Annotated in this window: 22 protein-coding genes and 1 tRNA gene; 19 read left to right on the forward strand and 4 right to left on the reverse strand. The window is 36.1% G+C overall.

Annotated features, from left to right (window positions below):
* Positions 1-40: 40 nt before the first annotated feature.
* The 3 genes from C5Q98_RS07215 (at position 41) to C5Q98_RS07225 (ending at position 8,656) form a co-directional block, all read left to right on the forward strand.
* Entirely contained in the window at positions 41-4,156 is a 4,116-nt protein-coding gene (locus C5Q98_RS07215; RefSeq protein WP_106012957.1) for a family 16 glycosylhydrolase, read from the forward strand.
* Between the two features lie 107 nt (positions 4,157-4,263).
* Complete coding sequence (locus C5Q98_RS07220) at positions 4,264-5,967, forward strand: beta-N-acetylglucosaminidase domain-containing protein (RefSeq protein WP_158695743.1); 1,704 nt, start codon at positions 4,264-4,266, stop codon at positions 5,965-5,967.
* Positions 5,968-6,028: 61 nt separating this feature from the next.
* Positions 6,029-8,656 (forward strand): GH36-type glycosyl hydrolase domain-containing protein, encoded by a 2,628-nt coding sequence (locus C5Q98_RS07225; RefSeq protein WP_106012959.1) that lies wholly within the window; start codon positions 6,029-6,031, stop codon positions 8,654-8,656.
* A gap of 98 nt (positions 8,657-8,754) precedes the next feature.
* Here C5Q98_RS07225 and C5Q98_RS07230 read toward each other — a convergent pair whose 3' ends face one another.
* Positions 8,755-9,777: a glycoside hydrolase family 18 protein gene (locus C5Q98_RS07230; protein ID WP_106012960.1), complete on the reverse strand. Its 1,023-nt coding sequence runs from the start codon at positions 9,775-9,777 to the stop codon at positions 8,755-8,757.
* 283 nt (positions 9,778-10,060) lie between these two features.
* Here C5Q98_RS07230 and C5Q98_RS07235 point away from each other — a divergent pair, with 283 nt between their 5' ends.
* From C5Q98_RS07235 to C5Q98_RS07280, 10 genes are all read left to right on the forward strand, one after another.
* Positions 10,061-10,510: a MarR family winged helix-turn-helix transcriptional regulator gene (locus C5Q98_RS07235; protein WP_106012961.1), complete on the forward strand. Its 450-nt coding sequence runs from the start codon at positions 10,061-10,063 to the stop codon at positions 10,508-10,510.
* A gap of 48 nt (positions 10,511-10,558) precedes the next feature.
* Positions 10,559-12,367: an ABC transporter ATP-binding protein gene (locus C5Q98_RS07240; RefSeq protein WP_106012962.1), complete on the forward strand. Its 1,809-nt coding sequence runs from the start codon at positions 10,559-10,561 to the stop codon at positions 12,365-12,367.
* A 29-nt stretch (positions 12,368-12,396) separates the two neighbouring features.
* Complete coding sequence (locus tag C5Q98_RS07245; protein WP_205728430.1) at positions 12,397-14,247, forward strand: ABC transporter ATP-binding protein; 1,851 nt, start codon at positions 12,397-12,399, stop codon at positions 14,245-14,247.
* 362 nt (positions 14,248-14,609) lie between these two features.
* On the forward strand, positions 14,610-14,819 hold the full coding sequence (locus tag C5Q98_RS07250) for a hypothetical protein (protein WP_106012963.1): 210 nt from the start codon (positions 14,610-14,612) through the stop codon (positions 14,817-14,819).
* Between the two features lie 75 nt (positions 14,820-14,894).
* Positions 14,895-15,092, forward strand: coding sequence for a hypothetical protein (locus tag C5Q98_RS07255; RefSeq protein WP_106012964.1), 198 nt, complete (start codon positions 14,895-14,897; stop codon positions 15,090-15,092).
* A 238-nt stretch (positions 15,093-15,330) separates the two neighbouring features.
* The gene (locus tag C5Q98_RS07260; protein WP_158695744.1) at positions 15,331-15,672 is read left to right on the forward strand and encodes a hypothetical protein; all 342 of its coding nucleotides are present in this window, start codon (positions 15,331-15,333) and stop codon (positions 15,670-15,672) included.
* A 31-nt stretch (positions 15,673-15,703) separates the two neighbouring features.
* Entirely contained in the window at positions 15,704-16,378 is a 675-nt protein-coding gene (locus C5Q98_RS07265) for a hypothetical protein (protein ID WP_106012966.1), read from the forward strand.
* Between the two features lie 35 nt (positions 16,379-16,413).
* A complete protein-coding gene (locus C5Q98_RS07270; RefSeq protein WP_106012967.1) occupies positions 16,414-16,761 on the forward strand; it encodes a hypothetical protein in 348 nt (115 codons plus the stop codon).
* Between the two features lie 36 nt (positions 16,762-16,797).
* Positions 16,798-17,109 (forward strand): hypothetical protein, encoded by a 312-nt coding sequence (locus C5Q98_RS07275; RefSeq protein ID WP_106012968.1) that lies wholly within the window; start codon positions 16,798-16,800, stop codon positions 17,107-17,109.
* Between the two features lie 374 nt (positions 17,110-17,483).
* Positions 17,484-17,663: a hypothetical protein gene (locus C5Q98_RS07280; RefSeq protein WP_106012969.1), complete on the forward strand. Its 180-nt coding sequence runs from the start codon at positions 17,484-17,486 to the stop codon at positions 17,661-17,663.
* A gap of 825 nt (positions 17,664-18,488) precedes the next feature.
* Here C5Q98_RS07280 and C5Q98_RS07285 read toward each other — a convergent pair.
* A tRNA-Thr gene (locus tag C5Q98_RS07285) sits at positions 18,489-18,564 on the reverse strand.
* 170 nt (positions 18,565-18,734) lie between these two features.
* Positions 18,735-19,334 (reverse strand): xanthine phosphoribosyltransferase, encoded by a 600-nt coding sequence (locus C5Q98_RS07290; protein ID WP_106012970.1) that lies wholly within the window; start codon positions 19,332-19,334, stop codon positions 18,735-18,737.
* A 174-nt stretch (positions 19,335-19,508) separates the two neighbouring features.
* On the opposite strand from C5Q98_RS07290, the gene C5Q98_RS07295 reads away from it, so the two are divergent.
* The 6 genes from C5Q98_RS07295 to C5Q98_RS07320 all read left to right on the forward strand — a co-directional run bounded on the left by C5Q98_RS07295 (position 19,509) and on the right by C5Q98_RS07320 (position 24,152).
* Positions 19,509-20,432, forward strand: a complete 924-nt coding sequence (locus tag C5Q98_RS07295) for an ABC transporter ATP-binding protein (RefSeq protein ID WP_106012971.1) — start codon at positions 19,509-19,511, stop codon at positions 20,430-20,432.
* A complete protein-coding gene (locus C5Q98_RS07300; protein WP_106012972.1) occupies positions 20,429-21,535 on the forward strand; it encodes an ABC transporter permease subunit in 1,107 nt (368 codons plus the stop codon). The genes C5Q98_RS07295 and C5Q98_RS07300 overlap by 4 nt, the downstream gene beginning before the upstream one ends.
* A gap of 49 nt (positions 21,536-21,584) precedes the next feature.
* Entirely contained in the window at positions 21,585-22,616 is a 1,032-nt protein-coding gene (locus C5Q98_RS07305; RefSeq protein ID WP_106012973.1) for a lipid II:glycine glycyltransferase FemX, read from the forward strand.
* 18 nt (positions 22,617-22,634) lie between these two features.
* A complete protein-coding gene (gene tsaA / locus C5Q98_RS07310) occupies positions 22,635-23,426 on the forward strand; it encodes a tRNA (N6-threonylcarbamoyladenosine(37)-N6)-methyltransferase TrmO (protein WP_106012974.1) in 792 nt (263 codons plus the stop codon).
* Between the two features lie 154 nt (positions 23,427-23,580).
* On the forward strand, positions 23,581-23,907 hold the full coding sequence (locus C5Q98_RS07315) for a GIY-YIG nuclease family protein (RefSeq protein WP_106012975.1): 327 nt from the start codon (positions 23,581-23,583) through the stop codon (positions 23,905-23,907).
* 23 nt (positions 23,908-23,930) lie between these two features.
* Positions 23,931-24,152, forward strand: a complete 222-nt coding sequence (locus C5Q98_RS07320; protein WP_106012976.1) for a hypothetical protein — start codon at positions 23,931-23,933, stop codon at positions 24,150-24,152.
* Positions 24,153-24,265: 113 nt separating this feature from the next.
* Here C5Q98_RS07320 and C5Q98_RS07325 read toward each other — a convergent pair whose 3' ends face one another.
* Positions 24,266-25,249, reverse strand: a complete 984-nt coding sequence (locus C5Q98_RS07325) for a type IV pilus assembly protein FimV (RefSeq protein WP_106012977.1) — start codon at positions 25,247-25,249, stop codon at positions 24,266-24,268.
* Positions 25,250-25,270: the final 21 nt, after the last annotated feature.

The following is a 25,270-nucleotide window of genomic DNA, read 5'->3' on the forward strand; positions in this document are numbered from 1 at the left end:
TATTTTAGGATAGTAAACGTCTTTAAACTTGGAGGTTTATATGAAGAAGCATAGACGTAAGACATTAAATATTTTGTCATTAACTTTAGTGTTGAGTTTGATTGTCGGTCTTTTTGCAAGCCCAATCAGCATGCATAAGCTATCTGCTGAAGAAGCGGAGGCTGGGCAAGAAGCTGCTCAAGAGGATGCCCAAGAGGCTGCTCAAGAGGATGCCCAAGAGGCTGCTCAAGAGGCTGCTCAAGAGGATGCTCAAGAGGATGCCCAAGAGGCTGGACAAGAGTTTATTATTTCCCAAGATGACATGAGCACAAGATTAAATTCTGCTTGGGACGATTGGGGAAATTTAAAATACGTTAACGATAATGGCGAAGATGTAATCGCCCTAGGCAATGACGGTGGTGCAGGTATTTATATGGAGAAATATTCTGGATCAAGAAATATTATCGTTAGTGCAAGAGCTAGAGTCGGAGAAAAAGAAACTGTAGAACCTGGTATTTTGCAAATTGAGTATTTTAAAGCTGATGGAAGTAAGGACAGAGTTCGTATACATAGTTTTACTAGCCATGAATATGAAGAGGTTGAAGTACCTGTAGAAATACCAGCTGATGCTATTGATGTACAAATTTCTATCTACAAAAATCCAGGTGAAGATTTCGCATTCTATGATTATATAAAAATTTATAGTCTAGAAGGAGAAGTAGAGGGATATCCAAAAGATAAAGGTGGAGCTGTTGAACATATCAATGTAGAAGATTTATATGATAAGCCAACAGAACCAGAAACTCCTACAGAACCTGAAACACCAACAGAACCAGAAAAAAATGCAACAGAAGTTGAATTAGGCAAAAACTTAGCCAAGAACCCTGAATTCGAATTAAGTTATAATAATAATGGTCCTGGAGAAGCTGCAGAAATTGAAGGCTGGGATAATGACTTAGACGTTGACAGTGGCAACATAGGACAGACTTTTATTACTGAAGAAGGTTATGAAGGAAGTAAATCAATAGTAACTGGACCAGGCGAAGGTGGAAGATCTCAGTACATTTTAAATATTCCTGAGAATATTAAATTCACACTCAAAGTTACAGGTAAAGTAAGTCATGAAACTGAAACTGGATATTTTGGTGTTGACTGTCTAGATGAGAATATGAAGAGGATAGCAGGTGGTAAATCTGGTAGTCTATTTACTTCGACTGAATGGACTGAGAAATCTATAGAATTCACTACTGTCCCAGGAACAAAAGCTTTACAGCTATATACATACAAGAACTCTTCTCCTCAAGGACAAGAGTCATACGCTTACTTCGATAATTTCGAATTAGTCGCTATATCAGACGACCGTACTAATATTGAACTAATTAAGAACCCAGGTTTTGAAGATGGATTAGTTGCATGGGATGGCTGGGAAAATCTAAATGAGCATGCAATAACTCACGACCCAGTATTCGAAGGTGAAAATGCAATTTTAATTAGTGGAGATAACGGTATTGGACAAAACCTTAATTTACAAGCAGGCAAAACATATAAATTTATTGCTCACGGTCTAGTACTCGAAGAAGGTGATGTTGTTTACTTTGGTATAGAAGGTGTGGACAAAGTTAATGGTAAAACAGTTAAGACACGTTTAAGAGTAGGTGAATTCTCAACAACAGAATTTAGCAAATTTGAAGCTACTTTTACCGTAGAAAAAGAGTCTGAAAGTTATCAGGTCTATATCTGGAAAGATGGTTCAGGTAAAGCTGTATTTGATGGCTTCTCTCTAGTAAATGTTACAGAAAAAGATAATCCAAACGGAGCAGATAATCCAAACTTCATTAATCCAATCAACAAAACAGAAGGCGTATTTTTCGATGACTTCGAGAATGGAGTAGATCCATCAAAATGGTTAATAGGTAAAACAGTTTGGGGATACGGAAATAATGGTGTTTCACCAGAAAATATTACAGTTGAAAATGGTATTTTGAAAATTAAAGCAAACGGTGACCTCTATGAAGGTGAGCAAAAGGGTTTCAAACGTAACAAAGAAGGCAGAATTGTCCAATCTGATAGCGGTAAACGTTTAGGTGGTGTCATAGCAACCAAAGACCACTTCGCTTCAGGAAGTTACGAAGTTCGTGCAAGATTATTAGATGAATTAGGTGTAGTTAATGCATTCTGGACCTTCTTTAATAATGGCGAAAGAAATGACGAGATCGACTGGGAGGCTCCAGGTACTGTTGCTGGTAAACAATACGTAAATCAAATCATGGCAAATACTTGGATAGATGACCAAGTACCAAACTCATATATCGTTGATAGTCCAAAAGAATTAGGTACAGCTGAAGGTGTTGCTGAAGGCTGGCATACATATAGATTTGATTGGTATACAGAAAAAGATAACCCAAGAGTAGAATTCTACCTTGATGGAAAACATGTACATACAGCAACAGAGAGAATTCCATCAGCTGCCGGTAGATTCTGGTTGGGTCTATGGTTCCCACAAGGATGGGCAGGTGAACCAAACTTTGATTCAGGAACAATGGAAATAGATTGGGTCAAAATTACTCAATTCAAGAATGATGGAGATGAGTGGCTAAGAGGCTTCGATAATGACTGGGCTGATTTAACAGAATATCCAAATCCAGCTAAAGACAGAAGCTCATACAAAAATACCAATAACTTCGCATATCTTGATGTTGAAGAAATGAATTGGAAACGTGAACTAAATGATGAAGTCATGAAAGACTTTATCAATCAGCTACAAGATTATGCAATCAACATGCAATTTGTTGATATGGGTGTCCATGATATAAATGGTGATTTACCACAAAGTCCAGAGAAAGATGCTTTAGTTAGATACTGGATGAAGAGAAGTAGAGAACTAGCCCCTGAAATGAAGATCATGGGTACTATTAATGCCAACGCAAGACAGACCATAGAAATATCTGATGAAACTATCGATAGAATGGTAGAAGAAGCAGTAAGAATATATAAAGAATATGACTTCGATGGTATTCAAGTTGATATAGAACCATTCAATGTTAGAAATCATCCAAGACTAATTCAATACTTAAACAAGTTACGTGCTGCAGCTGGTGCAGATGTTCATATCTCAATCGCTACAACAGCACTAGCTAAGTACTTACCAAACGAGAATATTTCAGAAATTGCTAAGTATGTAGATATGATTAACCCAATGCTATACGATGTATCAGGTGATGATGAAGGTATAGTGTATTCAGCAGAAGAATTTACTGAATTCTGGAAAGAAAATGTTTTGAGATACTCTGAAGCTATTGCAGCATCTGAGAATCCTAATGTACAGCTAGCACCAACAATGCCAGCATATGACGATAAATTCTATCCAGGAACTCCAGGTTGGCCAGATGCAGATTCTGGAAGAGTGTATTATCACTTACATGAATATGAGAACATTTTAGCTGCGGCCAAAGGTCTACGTGACGCTATAGATCAAGGAGCTAATGTTTATGGATCAGGTCTATTCTGGTGGGGTACATTTACACTAGCAAATTATGATCAAAGAGATAGTCAAGACTATGCTAAAGATAGAAATTGGTGGTTAGAAGAATGGGTCAAATATGATCTAAATGAAGAAGAGCCAGAAATGTTACCACCTCTAGAAGTAGTTCAAAATGACTTAGCTAAGAAGCTTAATGTTACAGCAAAAGCTGATGGTCTAAGAGGTTATAAACTTGTAATTTCTGAAATAGATCAGCCAAGCTTGAATAATGAAGGTTACGATATCAAATTATACGACCCTAATGGTAAACTAGTAGAGAAGGTAAATACAGCAATAACTATCTCTATAACATTGCAAGAAAAGGTCGGCAATGATTTAACTATCAAACATGAATTTGAGTCAGGAAAATACGAAGATATTCAAGTATTAGCTCTTGACGGACAACGAGTAACATTTGCAGCAGATAGTTTCTCACCTTACTACTTTGTTTCTGATACAAGTGAAAGTACAGAACCTAGCATAAGTACAGAAGCAAGTAATACTGAGAGCGAAGGCACAAAAGACAAAAATACTGACAAGACCAATGCACCATCTAAGACAGGTGCAAGTGCAGATGTCATAGTATGGTTGCTATTTATAGCTTTAGCTGTTGCAGTTACATATGTAGTAAAAACAAAACATGAAGAAAAATATTAGTAAAAACTAGTATTTTTACGTAAACTATTAATATAATAGTTGTATAGAAAATCAAGGCCCATCATCTAGAATAAAAATAGTTGATGGGCTTCTTTTTAGGAGGGAATATGTCATACAAAATTTATCCACTTGTACACGAAATCAATTACACAGGCGACAGTATATCTATGCCAGAGTCTATTTCTGTGGAAGCAAAACCTGAATTAAGTTCGGCAAATTTACATAGATTAGAAGAAGGTCTTAGTCTACATAATATTCAGATTATGGAAGATGCAGAAACTGTAATCTGTATAGAACTTGAAGAAAAGTTTAACGCCATTGATGAATATGAATTAGCAATAGAAGCAGGTAAATGGAGTATTAAGGCAAAAGACGAAAGAGCTATTTTTTATGCTTTGACAACTCTTTATCATGTTCTGGAACAAAGTAAGAATGAAATTCTGACTCTGAATATTCATGATTTTGCGACATATCCATTCCGTGGAATGATTGAGGGATATTATGGTATTCCATTTGGAAATGCTAAGCGTAAAGAAATTTTAGACTTCACATCCTACTTCAAGGGTAATGTATTTGCTTTTGCACCAAAAGATGATCCATATCATAGGGATAAGTGGTGGGAACCATATCCAGAAGCTGAGTTGGAAGAAATTGCTGAATTGGCTAAATTTGCTGAGCAAAAGGCTATCACTTACTACTGGACAATTTCACCTTTTGTTGTAAATGACAATCAGATAAAAGCAGATAACAAAGAAGAGGGCTTAGAGAAATTAATAAACAAATTTGAGACCCTATATGAAGTTGGAGTTAGAGGATTCGGAGTTTTGGGTGATGACGTAGGTGGATTGGACTTTGACACAGTTGTCTACTTAATGAACAACCTAAACAAGTGGCGCAAAGAAAAAGGCGATGTAGCCCCTCTATTCTTCTGCCCAGAAGCATACTGCTTGGATGAGTGGGCATTCAAAGATGGTAGTGAATTGAATTACTATCACGAACATTTTGACAAAGATATAGAAATCTTCTACACAGGATTAATAGTTTGTGGAACTGTTTCTCAAGAAGCAATGGACGGCTATATGACCAAAGCTGTAGATGTTGAGGGTAGAAGACGTGCTCCATTATTCTGGATGAACTGGCCTGTCAACGACATTGACCACAAGACTTTAAGAAGATTGTTTATGGGACCTGGTGAGATTTTCCAAACAGGTAAAACTCAAATTACTGGTGTCTTGACAAACCCTATGGAACAAGCAGAAGCATCGAAGGTTTCACTATTTGCAACTCTAGACTACAACTGGAATGCGGAGGCATTTGATGCGGAAACATCTTGGGAAGAGAGCTTCAAATATATAGATGTGGGTGCTCCTGCAGCATTGCATGAGATCTGTAAACATCTATCTTCACAAGAAGAACCTGCAGCAACTCACGATGCCAAAGAGTCCGAAGCAATAAAAGCCTTACATAAGCAATTGGAAGCTGGAGAAGATAAGAACTCCGTATTACCGTTAATAATAAAAGAATATAATAAAGTATTAGATAGTATTGAAGAGTATAGAAATAATAAGAGCAACGTTAATCTCTATGAAGAGATGGAACAATGGTTGAATGCTCTTGAGGATAAAGCAAAAGCTGGAATTTTTTATGCAGAAGCAATTTTAAATAATAATTCTGAGAAAAAGGCAGAAGCTGAAAAGTTACATGAGCAAGCATTCTTGCACAAAATCAGCTCTAATAGTAAAGATCAACTTTATGCTAATCCAGGAGCTGATACAATTAACAAAAACTTAGAGTTGTTGAAAAAATTATAATTGTAAAAAGCTAATTATTGATGAAGGAATCATTGAAAAACATAATCATTGGTGAGGGATAATGTCTTTTATAAAAGAACGTGTAGACTATTTTATACAAGAATATAAGATCATTGAGGAAGCGAAGAAACTTCAGCCTGGGAAGAAATTAGATAATGAATTACCAGGCAATGTTTTCTTCCTTAATGATGGTAGTGTCATGTGCCTTGATAGAAATATTGGAGTAAGTAGGTTCCAATATGGTGAAGATGGCTTCAACTTTTGGACTTATGATTCTGGCTACATGCATGCCAACGATGGTTTATTCTCTCCATTCTTGCGTGCTTCTGAGGGTGAAGAACCTAAGATAGCATTTTTCGCAGGCTTTAAGAATAAAGACAAATATATACCACTTTCCCTTTTGAAAGTTCCAACCATTGATGAGAGCAAAATTTCAAGAGTAACTCGTTACACTGTTTTTGACGAGATTTCAACATACTACATTACCGAGACACCGGACTTCATCTTTACAGTAGTTGCTTTTAATAGTGAAAATAATGAGCTGAATTTTAGTGTTTTGCTTAAGAAAAAATATAGAAACAAGAAGAATATTTATTTAGCCTGGTACTTTAACCCACATCTAAGTCACATACCAAGTGAGAATAATGAGACAAGATGGTTTAAAACATCTAGGTTTAATCTTGATCAGGAGAATTCTCCTTTGGGTCGTTTCATATTTAGAATTAATGAGGACTTATCTAGATATCTATCTGTCGATAACTTTGGAGTTTTGAACCAGAGTATTAAGATGAAAGATATTGAGATAAAGAGTGTAGAAGCGACAACTTCACGCAAAAACTTCACTGGTAGCGAGAATGCTTCCATAGGAGAATCTCAGTCCATTATCTCAGGTAAATTCCCCAAAGATGTTCACAGTACAGCTTTTACAGATTCTGGAATAGCTGGTGAAATTATCCATTTGGAGACAACAGGAAAATCTGAATTAAGGTTAGACTTCCTCTTTAACTATAAAATTTACTCTACAAGACCTGAGTCATATACAGATTTGTATAAATCAGGTGAATTCAGATTTGATGAAATGCTACATTACAAGAAAAGTGAGTATGACGAACTAAGCAAAAGGCTCGAAGCTGATTTTTCTTACAAGAGCAATGTTAACATTAATGGTGACACATTCTCTAATTTCTTTAGGTACCTGAAGAAGCAGGTAGAGTTTTGTGCGACTATTAATGGTTATGCTCAGCTTGCTCCAAACTCTTTGATTGGTGTTAGAGATGTTTTCCAAGCTATTGAAGCATTTTTGTTCGCTAGACCAGATCTGGCACGGGAGAAAATTCTTGAAGGTTTAAACTTTTTAGACCCTAGTGGAAGAGCGCCTAGACAATACTCATTGCCGCTGAGTGAAGAGGATATGCCAAGAATGGACTTAAGGCCTTTTATAGATCAGGGTATTTGGATAGTTAATACAATTATCACCTACCTGAAATTCACCCGTGATATGTCAATTTTGGACGAAAAATGTGGATACTACGAAATAACTGATGGACGTGCAGGAGTAGTTAGAAGAAGTAAACTAAGAGACTCAGCCTTAGAACACGTGATCAAGATAATAGATTATTTAGTAGCTAATATTGATGAAGATACCAATTGCCTGAAGGCTCTTTATGGTGACTGGGTCGATGCTCTAGATGGTCTAGGAGTTTCAAAATCTGATAAATCTGCGTATGGAAACGGTGTATCCGTCATGGCAAGTTTGCAGTTTTATAAAATGCTCGGAGAAGTGATTGAGTTACTAGAACTAATTAAATATGACCAAGAAAAAATTACTAATTATTCAGAAGTGAGATCAAAATTGCAAGCTGGGATTGAGAAGTATGCAGTTGTGCGAAATGAGCTAGGAGATCCTCGAGTAATTCATGGCTGGGGAGACGGAAGAGAGTATTTAGTAGGAAGTTTCCATGATGTAGATAATAAATCTAGAAATAGCTTGGTGGCTAATGCTTTCTGGATACTTAGTGATATTTATTTGGAGAATGATATAGATATTACCAAGTCTGTAAAAGCTGCTTTTGAAAACTTAGATAGCAAATACGGTATGAGAACCTTTGTACCTCCGTTTAAAGCAGGAACCAAAGGTGTTGGTAGGATTCATAAGCTTATTGAAGGTACTGCCGAAAATGGTTCTATATATGTTCATGGAACAACCTTTGGTATTGCAGCACTGTTTAGAATGGGTGAGTCTGAGAAAGCTTGGGAGAACTTGTATAAGATTTTGCCTATTACCCATGATAATTTAACGACCTCTCCATTCGTAATGGCTAATTCATACTCTTTAAATGAGAGTTTAGGTATAGATGGTGAGTCAATGCATGACTGGCAAACTGGTAGCTCCAACATGGTTATGAAGATATTGATTCACTATGTTTTTGGTCTGCGTTTTGAGTACTCAGGTATAATTTTCCAGCCTGCAGCATATTGCCCGTTTGACTCCTGGGAATTTAAGATTAATTATGCAGGCAAAAGATTAGCTGTTAGTTATAGAAAAGAAGGGGTCCCAAGAAGGAAGTTTAGAGTAAACGAAAAAGTTATTGAAGGACGATACAATAACCAGCTCAAGACTTATACACTCTCCCTGAAAAATAATGATTTAGGAGACGGAAACTACGTAACTGTAGAGATTATTGATTAAGCTCTCACACTCATAGGCGGAGGGCTTAGTTTTATTCTTACTTGTTGGACTACGGATTTGCTGATTAGCTGATTGTCTATTTACTCAGTCCATTTCTCCTAATTCAAATTTTCCTCAATTGCATCAATTAACTCATTATCAGGATCATCCAAATAGCGCCAGAAGAAGAGTCCACCAAGATCATGTTCTTTGGCATATTCGCATTTGTAAATAACGGATTCAGCATCATCATAAGAGATAAAGGTACTACCATCGAATAACCAAGGTACTTTAGCTTCGTCATCCCAATATCTTACATAGCCATTCTTATTAACATATTCATAACGAAGCTCATCGTAATTAGGTCCGAAGCCACCTCCGCCTTCACCAACTTGTAGAAGTCCATTATTATCCTGGTTAACATTGGTCCACATATGACTGTAGAAACCGGCACCTATATGAATCTTCTCTGCAGGAACGCCAAGGTCTAGCCACGCTTGTATACCAGAGTCTGCGCTCATACGATAGATATCATTTTCTTTGGTGTATAGAGTAGTGTGATGTCCAGTTTCTTCTTGACCGAAACCGCGCAGATCATAGGTCATCAAGAATACATGGTCTAGATACTTAGTAAATTCAGGGACTTCAGTCTGGTCGATGAACCACTGTCCGACACCAGCTGCAATTGTCAATTCGAGATGTTTGGAACTAGTTTTCTCATACTTATCAAAGGTCTCTCTAATTGTTCTAAGTAGATGGGTAAAATTTTCTTTATCCTTTGGGCTGGAGTCCATCCCTTCATACACTGAGCCTGGGAACTCCCAGTCGAGGTCCATGCCATCTAGTCCATATTCTATACAGTTATTGAGACATTGTTTCGCAAAATCTTCTCGACCTGCAGAAGTCATAGCCATGCTGGAGAAACCTGCAGCGCCTGCGCCACCGACACTCATTAAGACTTTTAGATTTGGATTCGCTTCACGTATTCTTGGTAGATGAGAGATGTTATTGAGATTGTCGAAAGATAGTTTGCCATCTTTTAGAACGACAAAGGCTAGGTTTAGTCTATCGAATTGTTTAAGATGCTTGGCTGTTAAAAATGGTATCTGTGCGTTTGGGCAATATGCTGTGAATTCTTTCATGTCTCTGACCTTCCTGAATGGAGTTTGCACCACAAGACTTCGTAGAATTAACTAACAAAAGTTTGCCGATAACAAACTCACATAGAATCTTTTTCTTAACCATATTATAGCTCAAATGCTATTAAATTAAATTCTCATTGCTATATAATAAAAAGTTAGTTGCGCGTGCAACTAATTTTAGCTAAGATATACAATTATCTGTTTTTAGCAATATTGCTGAAAATAGCGGAATTTTTTGCATGTTGGTGTTACTGAACGGAACTTTATTAGCAAAAGGTGTAGAGTGGAAAAGATACAAAAATATTTTAACAGAATGTATAGAGCTTCAATGCTAGATAGAGATTTACACTTCCAGGACAAGGGTATATCTGGGTGTCAGACAAGTTATATTATGCAGGTAGTTTGGAGACCAGGACTAAGTCAGGAAGATTTAAGTAAGTTGCTGTTAGTCAACAAAAGCACCGTTGCCCGTCACGTATCTCAATTGGAGAAATCAGGTTTTATTATTCGAGAGCTTGACCCAGAGGATCAACGAAAGAAGAGGCTTTATCCAAGTGAAAAAGCTAAAGTGATTTATGAAGAAATTATCGATTATTTAGAAGATTGGAATAACTTACTCTTGCGAGATCTTACAGAAGAAGAGGCTGAAGTGATTACCCAAGCTCTACAGAAAATAAGCAATATAGCTTCAGAATCGATACGAAATAAAAATAGTGAATACAAATTAGATTAAACAAAATATATAAGAATAAATTAAAAATAAGAAAGTGTAGGAAATTTAATGTTACTTGAATATGCCAAACCCTATAAGAGAAGAATAATAGTCAATGCGATTATAAAGACTTTAGCTACTATATTTGAAATTTTATTGCCAGCGATTTTGGCATTTATGATTAATGAATTGGTTATTAGTGGAGATAGATCCGGGATTGTCTATTGGGGAATAATAATGATAGTGCTAGCATTTCTGGCTTGGTTAACCAATATCGTAGCAAACAGAATGGCTGCATATACTTCTTCCAGAATTGTTAGAGAAGTTAGACACGACCTATATTCAAGAGCAATTAATCTTTCTGCCAAGCAAATAGATAGTTTGAGTATATCTTCCTTAGAAACTAGATTAACAACAGATACTTATAATATACATAACTTTTTTGGTGTATCTCTGAGAATGGGTATTCGTTCCGTCCTTCTATTCTTAGGAGGAATTGCTATATGTTTCTTCCTAGAATGGCGACTATCTCTTATCCTATTCGTTATGGTTCCACCAATTTTCTTATTGATTAAACTTGTTTTCTCGAAGGCTTTCCCAATGTTTAGAAATGTTCAGACAAAAGTGGATGACATGGTCCAAGTTATTAGAGAAAATATCCGTGGTATTAGAGTTTCAAAAGCCTTGGACAAAACAGAATATGAGCAAGGACGATTCGCAGAGCGTAACCAAGACGTTATTGATGCCGAGATAGAAGTTACAGATCTCATGATTAAATTGTTCCCAAGCATAAATGTCATTATTTTCACAGGACAAGCTTTAATTATTATCTTAGGTGCTTACTTAGCAAGTCAGGGTACAGTCGAAGCCGGTATTATTACTGCTTTCTTGAGTTACTTTTTACAGATCGCACACTCATTCATGGCTATGAACCGTATGATTAATATAGGTACACGTGCTAAGACCTCTGGGGATAGAATTAGTGAAGTTATGAATCTTCCTATTGACGATAGCCAAATCATACAAGGTGAAGCAGTTAAGACCTTACCAGCAGCGACTCCAGGAGTACCTGATGTTGAGTTTAGAAATGTAACTTTCGTTTACGATGAAGAGAATTATGAACAGTACAAAGAAGCAGATACTGCTGAGGAGAAAGCTAAGTATGCTGACTTGTACAATATTTCTTTCAAAGTATATCCAGGAGACACCCTAGGAATTATAGGAGCAACCGGTTCAGGTAAGAGTACAATAATCAAGCTTCTTACAAGAATGTATGATCCTCAAGAAGGAGAGATTTTCATCCGAGGTATAAACATTAAGAGAATATCCAGAGAGTTAATGCACGAAATGTTTGGTTTAGTCCTACAGAATGACTTTATCTTTAGTGGTACGCTCGAGAACAACATTAAATTCGGTAGAGATATTACAAATGCAGAATTAGCTGAAACTACAAACTATGCCCAAGCTAACGATTTCATCGAGGATAAAGGTGGACTCAAATTCAAGCTAGTTGCTCGTGGTACAAACTTGTCAGGTGGTCAACAGCAGAGAGTTCTCTTGAGTAGAGCACTTTCAGGTAATCCTGAGATATTAGTGTTAGACGACTCATCTAGTGCCCTGGACTTCGCAACAGATGCTAGATTACGTAAAGCTTTGAGCGAAAACTATGCAGAAACAACAGCATTTATTATTGCCCAAAGAATTAGCTCCATTATGCATGCACAAAATATATTAGTTTTACAAGGTGGAAAAATTCTCGATCAAGGAACACACGAAGAATTACTAGAAAATTGTGAATTATATAAAGAAGTAGCTGATATGCAACTAGGTTCTGCTGGGGCAGATTTTGACTCAATAGAGTTTTTCCATAATTCATAATTAACCGTCCTAATTGAGAGGAGTACGAAATGTTTAATAAAATAAAATCAATGTTTAAACCAAAGGATGATATAGAGATTAAGCCAGCTACAGAGCCACTGCTTACACCTCCGGAAAGAAATAGAGACAACAAACCTAAGGATTATGGCAAAGTCTTCACAGGATTAGGTAGATATGTGTCAGGAGCATGGAAGGGCTATTTGCTAGCGTTCCTACTTATTATTGTGACTAATATCTTGCAAGTCTTCGGCCCACGTCTAAGTGGTTTGGCCATAGATGCAATCGGCATTAAGCCTTCTGATGTAGATATGTCAGCCGTCTTGAAATTCACAGGAACCATGATGTTAATCTATATTTTAAGTGCTCTTACTAGTATCATCTTTTCCAAAGTCTTAATAAGAACTGTTCAGAGAACAATTGGTAAGATGCGTCAAGACACCTTCAACAAAATTGTTGAATTACCATTGTCATATATAGACACTCACCAAGCAGGTGACCTAGTCTCTAGAATTTCCTATGACTTGGGTCTAGTTTCACAGGCTCTAAGCTTCGATATAATGCGTATCCTTGGTAGTTTTATAACTGTTGTAGGTTCCTTTATTATGATGCTTAGAATGAGCCCTCAGTTAAGTATTATTTTCGTAATTTTACTGCCAATTATCATTGGATTTACAATTTACAGACGTATGGTCACTCGCCCTCTATTTAGGTTGCGTTCCAAGGAGTTAGGTAGAATGAATGCCTATGTCGAAGAAACTTTATCCGGCCAAAAAACTATCAGCGCCTATGGCAAAGAGCAGTTCTTTATCGATAATTTTGATGAGGTAAACAACAGTAGTATTGATGCTTACTATAGAGCAGATTACCAGGGTGCATTCAATGGACCATCTGTTTCATTTATGAGTAATATTGCATTGGCCTTGGTATCACTGTTTGGGTCTTTAGCCGTTCTAGATGGGCAATTTACAATTGGTAGTTTGAGTGCATTTGTATTGTATTCACGTAGTTTCAGTGAGCCGATCAACCAGATTGCTATGATATTCCAAGATCTACAGTCCGCCGCCTCAGCTGCAGAGAGAGTTTTCACCTTGTTGGACGAGGATTCAGAACCAGAAGATAAACCAGATGCCATAGAGTTGACAGACGTTAAGGGCAAAGTCGAGTTTAGAAATGTAAGCTTCTCTTATATACCTGGAGTGCCTGTATTGGAGAACGTTAATTTCGTAGCCGAAGCAGGTAGCTTGACCGCTATAGTAGGACCAACAGGTGCGGGTAAAACAACTATAGTCAACTTATTGATGCGTTTCTATGACCCACAAGAAGGAGAAATCTTAGTAGACGATATAAATATCAAAGATATAACACGTAAGAGCTTGCGAAGAGCTTTTGCCATGGTCTTGCAAGACACTTGGTTGTTCTCAGGAACGATTAAAGAAAATATCGCTTATGGTGAAAGCGATGTCGATATGGAAAAAATTGAAGCAGTTGCGGAGGCAGCCCACATTAGTGGATTCATTGAAGAGCAAGCCGAGAAGTACGACAGCGTTGTCAGTGATAGTGCTTCCAACTTATCACAAGGGCAGAAACAATTGCTAACCATTGCTCGTGCAATGCTATTAGATGCGCCAATGCTGATTTTAGACGAAGCAACTTCTAACGTTGATAGTAAGACAGAGCTTCAGATTCAAGATGCAATGAACAGACTTATTGAAGGACGAACTTCATTTGTTATTGCCCACCGTCTGTCAACTATCCAAAATGCTGATGAAATTCTAGTTATTAATGCTGGAAAAATCCAAGAGCAAGGTACCCATGACGAATTGCTTGAGAAGGACGAAGGTATCTACAAGAACCTCTACGATTCACAGTTCCAAGGGTAGAGAGAGTTGTGTTTGTGTGAGAATGTTTGTGGATGGACTGAGGTTGATGACTAGTACTGTTTGAGTTATTTCTGTGCTAGTTGAATCACTGGTTTGAATTTTTGAAGAAAATCGAACTAATAATAAAACAAAAAAGCTTTGAAAAGTTCAAGCAAGTACTAGAATTAATAACGATAATATTAACTTTAGCTACAGCAATAATAGAACTAATCAAAGCTATTGTTTAAAACTTGGCTAGAGGGTAAAATCTCTAGCTACCTTGTAAATAATTTACCACATCTTAAGTTAAAGAACAATGAGGATAGTTTTATCACTAATCGTATTAGTTTTAATAATTAATAAATCCAGAAAGGACAAACAACATGGAAGAGAAAAAAAGAAAAGCAGTTTATAATCGTGAAGCTGATAAGCGTTGGAATGAAAAGAATAAAGAGCATAGAAATTATTTAAGTACTAGATCAACAGCTAGAAGCTTTATAAAAAATAGAGCCAAACTAGAAGATTTAGATGAACTTGAAACTTTAATACAAGAGAAACGCAAGCAGTTGCTTGAAAATATTGAGGATATTTAGAATCTTTTATAATATGTGTATATATAAATAATTTATATAATTTCGTAATTATAATTTTATAGTTGAGGTAATTTTATGAGCAAAGAAAAGAAAACAAGTGATGCACAAGTAAGGGCTTCTAGAAATTGGGACAAAAATAATCCAGAAAAAGCAAGACACTCAAGATATAAAAGTGCTGCAAAAACTTTTATAAGACATCATGCAACGGAAGAAGAGATGCAAGAGCTTGAGGAATTAATAAAAGTGAGAAGAGAAAAAATAGCAGAATCATAAAGTATATAATTTAGTTATTTAGAGAGAATATATGCGTATCCCTTAGTGAAAACTAGGGGATATTTTTTATAGATCTTTACTAGCATAGAAATATCGTTTCATAAATATTTGTAAAAGTATAATATGATTATTAATAAGGTAAATTTAGGTGGAGAGTGCATCCATACCCATGAAGGTGATGCAGGAAGGCAGCCCTGCAACTTTACCTTATTGCTTTTCTAATTATTAATGTTCAATAATGAGACTTAGTGAAATTATTATTGATAAAGATTTATTCATGAGGGAGTCCTTTCAGAATAGAAAATCAAAACGTAATAAGACTTTTAGGTGGTTAGAAAATAGTATGAATATAATAGTTGAACGAATAGATGAGAAAAGGTACAAATATTATACTGTTACTGATAAAGAATATGGAATACTAAAAATTGTAAGCAATGAACAGATAGATATTGAAAAATTATCTGGATACGATACTGAGTTTGGAGATTTTGCACCTGATGCTAGTAGAGCCAAGCATGTAATTTATAAAATGCTTAGAGACGGAAAGCTTGAAGACAAAGTAATGAAAGCGTGGGGTTAATATACAAATAACATTCTAAGGGAGGATTAAAATGTCCGACTATAATGAAAATAATAATAAAAATATAAATATAAAATGGTGGCATGTGTTGATATGCTCAGTTTTATTAATTTCTATTGGGGTAGCCATGGGAGAATCACCTTATGCTCCTTTAGTAGGCCTTAGTGGCGTAGCTATGCCAATTGTTTTTGGCGTTATAAAATTGAATAAATTTATAAAAACCAAGTTTGCACGTTCAAAATCAACTCCAGAGTCATCAGTACAATCAAACTTAAGACAAAAATTTCAAAAGGGAAACTTTACTTCAGTTAACCAGAGCAACTTCAAAGATTTTCCAGATCCAAGTTCTGAGCTGTCGTCTCAAACACCTAACCTTCCAAAAGAACCAAGCTTTTTTGAGAGATTAAGAAGGCAAGTTGAAGAACAACAAAGGATAAGAGCTGAAAATAAAGCAATAGAAAAGGCATACCAAAAAGAAAGACTTAAACAGTTAAAGCATGACAAAATTCCATATTGCCCTCGCTGTAAATCAACTTCACTATCTGCTCAGAAGAAAGGTTTTGGTATAGGCAAAGCTGTAATAGGAGCAAGCCTTACTGGCAGTGCACTTGGACTAGTTGGTGGGAATATAGGAGCTCGCAAAATCCATGTAACCTGTCTTAACTGTGGCAAAAGATTTAAGGCAGGAAAAGGTGGCAAATGGTAGATAAATTAAGGCGAAGTATAAATTGGAGGTGTTTTATGAAAAAAACTATTTATACAACTCTTTTAACGGTATTGTTAGTATTATCTTTAGCATCTTGTAATGCTCTATCAAATACTAAACAGACAACTATTGCTTCAGATAGCAGCGTATCTGTGAGTAAATCTGAAATTATTTACGTAGAAGTAGAAAATATTGATTATAAGGATAAAGGAATAATCTATGCTCATGAGAAAGATGTTTTTCTACATAAGGTGAATTTGGATTTCGGTGAACAAAATATAGACAAGATTCAAGTAGGAGATAAATTAGAAATTAGTTACTCTGAGAGTGTTAAAGAGAAGCCTGAAAGAATTATAGTAAGTGAATATCGAGTTTTAGGTTAAATAATGAAGAACCAGAATGGGAGAGAGGCTTAAAAAATGGAAGGCAAACACAACGAAAATATTGAGGCTGTAGACAAACATAAGAAATGGGTTGAAGAAGTTTACGAATATTACAGTCGTAGTAGAGCTATGACAATTGAGTATAAAGGCGAAGGTTATTCTATTGACTATGACGGTCCAGGATTATCTGTTAGAAAATCTTATGATAATACTGGAGATCCTATTTTTACTATGCCACTTGATACACCTTTAGATGTGTTTCTAGATTCCTTCATGTTAGAAGGTAAATCGTTTAAACAAAGATTTGAAGATAATGATGAGAACTTAAAGATATGGCATTTGTACTAAAGAAACAATTGTAAAAGAGGTAGAGAGGTAGAAGAAATGACAGTAAAAGAGTGGTGCTGTCTAACAAACAAAAAAGTGGTATTACCAGAAAGGAGCAACTTATGGAAGGGATGACTAACGAACAATTTAGAACAGTACTTGAAATGATAATTGAAATTATTGAAAAGTCTGAGACTAAGGAAGAAGCAGTTAAAGAAATAAGAGCTCTGCTAAATAAATAACAAAGCTCAAAAGCTCCAGCACGGTAGGTGTTCTTGCTCCACCTACCACTCTAAAGTAATATCAAATAGCAAGAAAAAGTGCAAGAATAGAAGAAAACAAAAAACAATTGAAAGATGAAAATCTAATTAACATCATCAAGGAGATGACAGATTATGATGATAATGGTAAATGACGAAGATGTTGAAAGAAAAAGAGAGTTATTAAAAGAACTTGAACCATATTTGAAATACGATATTCAAAGTGATAAAGAGTACATTGATGAAAATGCACCAATTGAAATACATGAAAAATTTAAAGAGTATCTAAATGTTTTAGAAAGATTATGCATTTAGCAGAAATTTAAAGCGACTGTAAAAGGTCGCTTTTTTTTATGAAAGAAAGTCAACAAGGGGTTTCGCAACTTTATGACTTCGAAACATAGACCTGAACAAGTCTTTAAAAGGTGCATTTATTATGTCAAACCTTGCTTATGGACTAAAAGATTCATGAGTAAATAGTCCTGCCTTACTTGAACTTTATTGCTTCATGAAAATCCATAGTTCATACTTAAATAAACTAATGAAGTGGAGATCGTGCGGTCTACACACCTGGTGAAGGGCTTTCCCTTCGTCTAGAAATAGAGGATTGGGAGATTTGCAGTTAATAGCTAAGTGCCGGAGCTATAGGTCAGAAGAGATGTTGGGATTTGCACACCAGCCATCAGTTTTAGAGCCACTCTTAATGAGAGGCTTTTTTATACCAGATAATCAACGGAAGTGAAATCTTTAATCAATTATCATTAATTTATCTTGATGTTATGAGAAAGCTTGATGTATATATAATTCTAAAAATAATGAAACTATAAACATAATAAAAAGAGACCAACTATAGCACCGTATCAAAGATACATAAGGGTACGAAACTGGTCTCCATTTATAAATATTATATATAAGGAACAAAAAGTGCAAGGTTAACGAGGAACTTAGTAACCTTAGGACCAGGATATTTAGTAAATTTAGGGGATATTTTTGGCAAAATTCACGAGCTGAACAAAATAAAATTTTGGCGAAAAAATATTAAAATGTATTGCAGTACTTTTGCAGTACTTTTGACGATTTTACTCCAACCAGCAGAAAAACAAAAAGCCCGCAACGCTCGGTAGTTACGGGCTTTAAATATGGAGCCTTATGCCGGAGTTGAACCGGCGACCTCATCCTTACCAAGGATGCGCTCTACCTCCTGAGCTAATAAGGCAATGCAAGTATTGTACTAAATTAAGTTTATAAAAGCAATTGCAAAAACATTTTTAAGCAACCTAAGATTATGCTAACTGAAATTTATGCCGAGTTCAGCAAAACAAAATAACTTCACTGGGTAAAAATCTGCCAACCAACCAACAAACCTAACAAACCAACAAACCCAATCTAGTACATTGAATTAACTTCTTCTTGTGAGATAAAAACCAGTCTGGAAACAGGATCAATCTTCTCAATAATAGCCAAGCTATATACGTCGTAATCATTTAGACGTAGGATTTCGCCACCACCTTGGTAGAACTTCTCGATTACAAATCCCAGTCCAGCAATTTCGGCTTCAGCTTCTTTACAAATATTAATTAGAGCTCGGCTAGCACTACCTCTTGCCAAGAAATCATCGATAATCAGAACTCTATCGCTAGAATTTATGTAGTTCTTGCTGACTTTAACTTTATAAGAATTTTGGCGAGTGTATGAGTAGACTTCAGTTGTATAAGTTTCTTTGTCAAGATTTAAGCTTTCAGATTTTTTAGCAAAAACCATTGGAAGTCCGAGTAGTTCAGCTGTCTTATATGCAATAGGAATACCACTAGATTCTAGGGTTAGAACTATAGTTGGAGATTTTTTGGAGAAATAATTCGCAAATTCAGCAGCTATAGCTTCGATAAAATCAGGCTCAACTCTATGGTTAAGGAATGAGTCAACCTTTATAACGTCAGTACCCTTTATATCTCCATCTTTTAACAATTTTTCTTCTAATAATTTCATATATTAAACTCCATAATAAATTTTTAATTATATGCAAATAGGATACCACATTTAATATGCTAAAATATATTTTGTAAACACATTAAACGCTTAAGTTTTAGCAGCTTAAACGATAATAATGACCAAGCAAGAACAATTTTATTTAAATAAACTTCGATATTTCGTGAGGTTCATATGAGCAATAAACGTTTAGAAATTCAAGGACTTAGGAAATCTCTTTCTGGTAGAGAGATTATCAAAGGTATAGACCTAAATCTGTATGAGGGTGAGGTCTTGGGACTTATAGGGCCTAATGGCGCCGGTAAGACTACAACTATCAAAATGATAACCGGGCTTTATCGAAAAGACGCCGGTAAGATTTACTACGAAGGTCAAGATTACGATGATAGTTTTATAAAAATTAAGAATAATATTGGAGCGATTGTAGAGAATCCTGATCTTTTCCCATTCCTAAGTGGGAGAGAGCATTTGAAGCAAGTTGCAATTTTGTATCCAGGTACTACGGATGCAGATATTGATAGAGTCGCTCACATGCTGAATTTGGATAAAGCTCTAGACAAAAAGGTTAAGCAATATTCCCTCGGTATGAAACAACGTTTGGGTATTGCTTGTATGTTGCTAGCAAAAAACAACTTGCTTATCCTAGACGAGCCTTTTAACGGTCTAGACCCACAAGGAATTAGAGATTTGAGGAAGATGCTGAGAGATTTGGCAGAACAAGAAGGCATCACGGTAATGGTTTCTTCTCATATTTTGAGTGAAGTGCAGAGTCTCTGTGACCGTATTGCTATGATTAACCAAGGAGAGATTGTAGCAGAGCAAAAAGTATCAGATATTTCAGACTCGCTATTAGATAATAATGTAAAAATTACAACAAATGATCAGAAGAGACTGAAAGAATATTTCGATGCTAGAAAAATCCCAAGCAAAGTCGATAAGGAAGCTGTGGTTCTAGCTTGTGAACTGAATAATATTAATATGTTGTTAAAAGATCTAATGGAAGCAGATTTTAAGATTTACTCCGTAGAACCAATACATAAGAATCTAGAAGATATGTTTATTGAGATTATGCAAGAAAAAGGTGGAGAAATACTATGATGCAATTTTGGAGAACGACAAGAGTTGAGTTAAGAAGGATTTTTAAGCGCAAAGTTTTTTATGTATTTTTAATAGCGCTTGTAATAGTAAGTTTTGCAGTTTCAGGGTTAACATATTATTCAACAGAGGTGCTTTTGCCAAGGTTGGAGCAACAGGCCAAAGAGTACAACGAGAAGCATTATGGCGATGACGGTGGATTCGATGTGACAGTAGGTAATCCAATGGATCAAAATAGTCCATACGGGAATATGACAAATGCACAAGTACTAGAGCATTTACGCAGCCAAAGTAAAATGTATGAGGAAATGCGTACAAATAAGAATCCTCAATATAACGAATTACAAGAACAGAGAGTGAATGATGATTTAGCAAAGCTAGAGAAAGCTCTAGAAAGCAAGAGCCTAAACTCAAATGATAAATATACTGGAAAGTTTTATAAGAGCGATAACTTTTTGAACGCCTGGTCAAACCTAGCTCATGGACCAATGTATATAACTTTGATATTTATTGCCTTGGCTTCAATTTTAAGTTTACAGGTCGCTGGAGAGTTTGAGAATGGATCAATTAAATTCTCAGTAATGAAGGCTGGTAGCCGTGTATCTGTTCTATTAGCAAAATTCACAGCAGTGGTAATTGTCGCTGTGATTATTCAAGTCTGTAACTATCTATTGCACTTATTTGCTAGCGCTATATTCTTTGGTTGGGGTGATTTGGGCAAGACCTTTATTTTTGCTATAGATGGGCAAAGTCACTCAGTGCCACTATTTGCATATACCTTGATAATCTATGGTTTATCAACTTTATCACTGATAATGCCACTGAGTTTAGTACTGTTATTGGCAGTTGTTACAAGATCTAATGCAGGAACTATTACAGCATCTCTGGCAATTTATATGTTGTTGAATAGCATAGTAGAAGCTTTTATAGGCAACTATAAGTTCTTACGCTACACACCTTTCGTGCACATGAACTTAGAAAACAACCTTATTTCAGGTGCACAAGTCCCAGGAATGAGCTTATATCTTAGTGCAGGAATAGCAGCTTTGTATTTTGTAATATTTTTAGTATCAGCTACAATTATATTTAAGAGAAAAGATATTTAGAAATTTAGATTAGGAATTTAAATTGAAAAAATTAGATTAGGAGCTGTAAATGATTTTAGATCAAAACAATCTGGAAGAAGTTAATAAGTACAACGAATTTGTAAGAAAAAATGAGCATTCTCAATTTACTCAAGATACTGCCTGGGCTCATGTTAAGAATAACTGGCATGGCGAGTATGTTTATTTAACTGATTCAGAAGGTGAGATCAGAGCAGCCTTATCAATAATTATGATAGAAGCTGTTCCAGGATCAATGTTTATGTATGCTCCTAGAGGTCCAGTCTGTGATTTTTATGATATTGAAACTGTAAAAGAATTGGTCGAGGCTGCTAAGCCTTTAGCTGAGAAATACAATGCATTCTTGCTAAGAATGGATCCTGAAGTTTTTGAAGATGATGAATTGGTAGAGAAGTATAGAGATTTAGGATTTACTTTTAGAAGCAAAGAAACCGACCTTCACGCTCTGGTGCAACCACGCTGGAATGTAATGATGGATTTAGCTAAGCATGAATTTGAAGGGAATGAAGATGACCCTGAATATGGCTTGAATATCTTCAAGAGTAAAACCAGAAATAGTATACGTAAAGGCCTAAAAATGGATTGTGATGTTATCTACTATGAGGGCAAAGATGTTACAGAGCAGGAAGTAGATATTTTCTACGAGCTAATTAAAATAATGGCAGAACGTCAAGGTATCAACCATAGACCCAAAGACTACTACAAACGCTTACTAGAAGCATATCCAGATGCCAGACTGTACTTTATCAAGCATGAGGAAGATTACTTAGCCGGTTCCATTTCAATACCTTATGGTAAAAAAGTTGCCTACTTATATGCTGCAACCTCTAATGTTAAACGTAACTACAATGCGGGAGATTTGTTGATCTTCGAGCTGATTAAATGGACACATTCAATAGGCAAAAAATACTTCGATTTCGGTGGTGTATTCTCAGATGATAGTAGTGACGGTTTGTATAAGTTTAAAAAAGGCTTTGCCGGTGAAGAGGGATTATTCAAGTTCATTGGTGAATTAGACGTTGTATATAACGAAGAGAAGTATCAAGAGTATTTGAAAAAATAGTGAACTCCTCAAGGTGCTATGGATAAGACGGATAAAAAAGAAGATTTTAAAAAAGCAAATGCCCAAGAACAGAGTGGAACTGAATGTGGAGCAGAATCTGGAGATGGTGCAGCTGTATGTGGAGCAGAATCTTATAACTTCAATGTTATAGGCCATTACAAAGGCGACCTAAGCCAGAAGTTTGGTGTACCTAGACAGTCACGTTTGGTAGATATTCCAGGAGAGATTCACTTTAGCCCAGAATATTGGGATAGATCTGCATTCAAAGGTCTAGAGCAAATATCGCACTTGTGGCTGATTTGGGTTTTCTCAGAGAACAAAAAAAGCGAGAAGTTTCAACCAACTGTTAGACCGCCAAGATTAGCTGGTGATAGGAGAATTGGTGTATGGGCTAGTAGGTCCCCTAATAGACCTAATCAGATAGGTATGAGTCCGGTGGAGTTAAGAGGGTTCCGTTGGGACAAAGAACAAGGCCCAATATTAGAAATATCTGGGGCAGACCTTGTAGACGGAACGCCTATATTGGATATTAAACCTTATATTAAATATGTTGACAGTATTCCGGAAGCTGAATCTGGATTTGCCTCAGATAAACCTCAGGCCAAACTTGAAGTAACTTGGGATAAGTCTGTAGAGGATGTTTTTGACGAAAATGAGTTAGATCAACTTTATTCGATACTAGCTCAGGACCCAAGACCGGCATATCAAGATGATCCAGAACGAGTGTATGGCATGGAATTTAAAGGCAAGAATGTTAAATTTCAGGTGGTGGCAGGAGTAGCAAAAATTACCGCTGTTGAGGAATTATAGGGGCACAAGCATTTATAGTAATAAAAGATGGAGCTATTGTTGATGTTATAGAAAGAAAATAAAGGGCATCAACTCGACCTCCCCGAGCAACTAATGCTTTAATGGAGTGGTCGGAAGCACCCTTCTATATTTAGAATACATAAAAAAGGCTAAAATGTCGAGAAAAGTTGAAACAGAGAAAGATACTAATTTAGAAAATAGTGAAAAGAACGAGCCATCCTACTGGGTATATATTCTTAAGTGTATTGACAATACCTTATATACTGGAGTTGCTAGAGATCCTTATAAACGTTTACAGGCGCATAATTCAGGCAAAGGTGCTAAATATACCAGAAATCGTAGGCCGTGCAAATTATTATACACAGAACCACAAAGTAATCGAAGTACTGCTCAGTCACGTGAGTATCAAATTAAGCAACTTACTAGAGCAGAGAAACTTGATTTGATTAAGCTATGGCAAGGTAACATAGACCTTAGCTAAAGATTCAAAGTGAGGTGTTAAAAATGGGGGACATTTGGAACAAGATTAGGAGTTTGGATCCTATTGCTGAGTGGAAGAGCACAGACTCAAACAGAAGAAAAGTTTGGATAGTAGTGAGAGTGACACTTATGATAGTTATTGGTATTGCAATAGGCTTGATCGTTTTAGCCTTCAAATTGCTATTTATTATAGCCGGTGTTGCTTTCGTTGCTGGTGGCAGTGGGAGTAACAATAGAAGACGATAGTAAAGAAATTAATAGGCAAAACAAAGAGAAAACAAAAGGAGGAAAATTATTTTTCCTCCTTAATTATTTTTATTGAATTTTGTTTAACAATCACAAATTGCTAAACGTTTTTACTATCTAATATAAACATCAAATCTCCATGCAGGTTGTCCAGTACCGAAAGCATCATAAACTCTTCCTGGCGCACCAAATGGTGTATTGATTACTGTACCTTTAGCATAGTAGTCACTTGCTAGAACTATGTAACCATCAGCATCACAAACGAATCCAGCAGCAGAAACATGACGTCCTGGGATATTTAGTCCATAACCTGGAAGAACTGATTGTGAGTAGAAAGTATATTGCATTCCACCCCAGTTAATTCTACCGTGGAAAATCAAGTCATTTACTGAATAGATAGCTGCACTTGATGTAGCAGGCGCTGTTGTTTGTACTGGCGCTTGTGTAGCTTGAGGTGCGTTGCCATTTGTATTTGACTGAGCTTGTGTTGGAGCCGCAGTTTCTACCGGTAATTCAATCTTTGCTAATTCTTCTGCTGTAGGAACTTTAAGAACTTGTCCGGTATAGACATTTTCGTTCCAATGTTTGCCATTAAATACTGCAAGATATCTATAATCTACACCTGCACGTTCACCTACATGCCACCAACCTTCACCTTTTCCTACTGTAACAGTCTTAGTTGCTGTAGTAGCTGCTGTAGTTTCTGTAGTTGTTGTAGCTGCAGTAGTTGTGCTTGTTGTTGCTTCAGTAGCTTGTGTTGTGGTAGTTGTGCTTGTTTCTTTAGTTTCCTTTGTTGAATATAATTCGTCACTACTACGGTTGAGACCTTCGTCTAGGTAAAGTGCTATTTCAGAATCTAAATCAGCATCATTTTGATTTGATTCAATTGTTGTTTCGCTGGCGTTTAAAGTGCTGTTTCTTTCAGTGAATTTACTATTTTGAAAGAGTGAAGCTGTACCTGCGATTGCTAGCATTGCTACAGCAAAACTGGCAGTTCTAATTAAATAGGCACTTTCTAATTTATTTTTGTCTTGAGTTAATTTTTCTTTCGCTTTAGAAATAAAATTACTCAAATGCGTTTTTATCTTTTCTAACATAATTCTTCTCCTGTTCAAGTT

It is taken from the genome of Fastidiosipila sanguinis (assembly GCF_002998295.1).
In the GTDB taxonomy this organism is placed as follows: domain Bacteria; phylum Bacillota; class Clostridia; order Saccharofermentanales; family Fastidiosipilaceae; genus Fastidiosipila; species Fastidiosipila sanguinis.